Genomic DNA, 1,488 nt, shown 5'->3' with positions numbered 1-1,488 from the left:
CGGCCACGGTCACCACATGTCAAACGCCATCAAGGCTGCCATCGTTGCAGGCCTGGCACTTTTGTTCTTGATTGGCTGGGCAGTCATGCGTCGGAAAGGGGCGTGTCCGAATTTTTGTGTAAACGGTTCGGACTTCAATTGACGGAGATGCGGTCTCCGAACTGAATGGTAAAGCGGGTCAGCGCAGCCTTCCAATCCCGGATGGGCATGGTCCACTTCTGACTGATGTTGCGCAGGGCCAGATAGAACAGTTTTGTCAGCGCTTCGTCACTGGGGAACGAGCCCCGGTTCTTGGTTAGCTTCCTCAGGCTCATGTTGACCGACTCGATGGCGTTGGTGGTGTAGATGACCTTGCGGATTTCGGGTGGGTAGTCAAAGAACGGAATCAGCCGGCTCCAGCTCCTGCGCCAGGACTGGCCGATGGGTAGGTACTCGGCATCCCAGCGGGCCTCGAATTCACCGAGCATCAGCTCGGCCTCCTCGGCGGTGGTTGCCGTGTAGATGCGTCTCAGGTCTGCGGCCACTTCTTTGCGACGCTTCCACGAGACGTAGTTCAGGCTGTGGCGCACCATGTGCACGATGCACAACTGAACCACTGTCCTGGGAAACACGGCCTCAATGGCTTCAGGGAAGCCCTTGAGGCCATCGACGCAGGCGATGAAGATGTCATGCACGCCCCGGTTGCGCAGCTCGGTCACGACCTGCAGCCAGAATTTGGCCCCCTCGGTCTGCGCCAGCCACAGGCCCAGCACCTCCTTCTCGCCCGTCATGGTGATGCCGATGGCCAGGTACACCGCCTTGACCCGCACAGCGCCCTCGCGCACCTTCACATGGATGCAGTCCAGATAGACGATAGGGTAGATTGCATCGAGCGGGCGGGCTTGCCAGGTCTTGACCTCATCGGCCACGGCGTCGGTCACCGAGGAAATCAGGCTGGGCGAGACCTCGGTGCCGTACATCTCCTCTAGGTGGGCCTGTATCTCGCGCACCGTCATGCCGCGGGCGTACAGCGAGATGATTTTGTCGTCGAAGCCGGCCCAGCGGGTCTGGTGCTTGGGGATGAGTTGGGGCTCGAAGCTGCCATGGCGGTCACGTGGCACCTCGATGGGCAACTCGCCGAAATCGCCCTTGAGGGTCTTCTTGCTCTTGCCATTGCGGGTGTTGCCAGTGGTGTTGGCTACCGCTTCGTTGCGTTCGTGGCCCAGATGCTCGGTCAGTTCGGCGTCCAGGGCTCGCTCCACCAGCAGCTTGGTCAACTGTTTGAGCAGGCCGTTCTCGCCGATGAGGTCTTCGGGTTTCTTGTAGTTGGCCAGCAGGCCAGACAGCAGTTCTTCGGGTACGTCGTGTTTCTTGGTGCTCATTGTGCTTACGGATAGGCCAGCTTGCGCCGGCGGTGGACTGTCCGTTTACACAAAATTCTGCACACCCTCCCACCAGCGAAGGTGACTACTTGGCTTGGCGTTTGAAGCACCCAACCGGGTTTGTTGT

General features: G+C 59.8%; 1 protein-coding gene. It reads right to left on the bottom strand.

The features are described from left to right. Positions 1–134 precede the first annotated feature (134 nt). Positions 135–1,361, bottom strand: coding sequence for an IS256 family transposase (locus tag SM418_RS37905; protein WP_017511424.1), 1,227 nt, complete (start codon positions 1,359–1,361; stop codon positions 135–137). Positions 1,362–1,488: the final 127 nt, after the last annotated feature.

This window comes from Actinomadura chokoriensis, assembly GCF_041463665.1.
Lineage (GTDB): Bacteria > Actinomycetota > Actinomycetes > Streptosporangiales > Streptosporangiaceae > Spirillospora > Spirillospora chokoriensis_A.
This window is presented reverse-complemented; position numbering and strand designations above follow the sequence as displayed.